This is a genomic window from Alkalibacterium sp. m-11, from assembly GCF_054658155.1.
Genome location: NZ_BAAGIR010000309.1, coordinates 1 through 724, shown reverse-complemented (window position 1 = coordinate 724; position 724 = coordinate 1). Strand labels below are relative to the sequence as shown.

The 724-nt window shown below is 47.4% G+C and carries 2 rRNA genes; both read left to right on the top strand.

The features are described from left to right. A 16S ribosomal RNA gene (locus ACYQ2O_RS12555) occupies positions 1–63 on the top strand; the annotation flags it as partial. Between the two features lie 220 nt (positions 64–283). Continuing rightward, positions 284–724: ribosomal RNA gene (locus ACYQ2O_RS12550) — 23S ribosomal RNA — on the top strand; the annotation flags it as partial.

The window sequence follows — 724 nt, the reverse complement described above, 5'->3', positions numbered from 1 at the left end:
ATGATTGGGGTGAAGTCGTAACAAGGTAGCCGTATCGGAAGGTGCGGCTGGATCACCTCCTTTCTAAGGATAGTGCCATCAGGGCACACGGAACCTTGCACAGGTTTTTACTTTGTTCAGTTTTGAGGGATTTTTTTCCTTCAGGACTTTGTTCTTTGAAAACTAGATAGTTGATTAAACACAACACAAACATGTTAAGAAACAACACCGAGAAATAGATTTATTGAGAACAGTTTTGTTCGTTAACAAAACTCTCATCGCTATGAATTACCCTTAACCACCAGGTTAAGTGAATAAGGGCGCACGGTGGATGCCTTGGCACTAGGAGCCGATGAAGGACGGGACGAACACCGATATGCTCTGGGGAGCTGTAAGTAAGCATTGATCCAGAGATTTCCGAATGGGGGAACCCATCACTTTTCATCAAGTGATATGCCTATAGTGAATACATAGCTATAGACAAGGTAGACGTGGGGAACTGAAACATCTAAGTACCTGCAGGAAGAGAAAGCAAACGCGATTCCCCGAGTAGCGGCGAGCGAAACGGGAAGAGGCCAAACCAGAATGCTTGCATTCTGGGGTTGTAGGACCGGCGATATGGACAAGAGACGATAGCAGAAGCAGCTGGAAAGCTGTGCGAGACAGGGTGACAGCCCCGTATGCGACATCGAACCTTGCCTAGCTGGGATCCTGAGTACGGCGGAACACGAGAAATTCCGTCGGA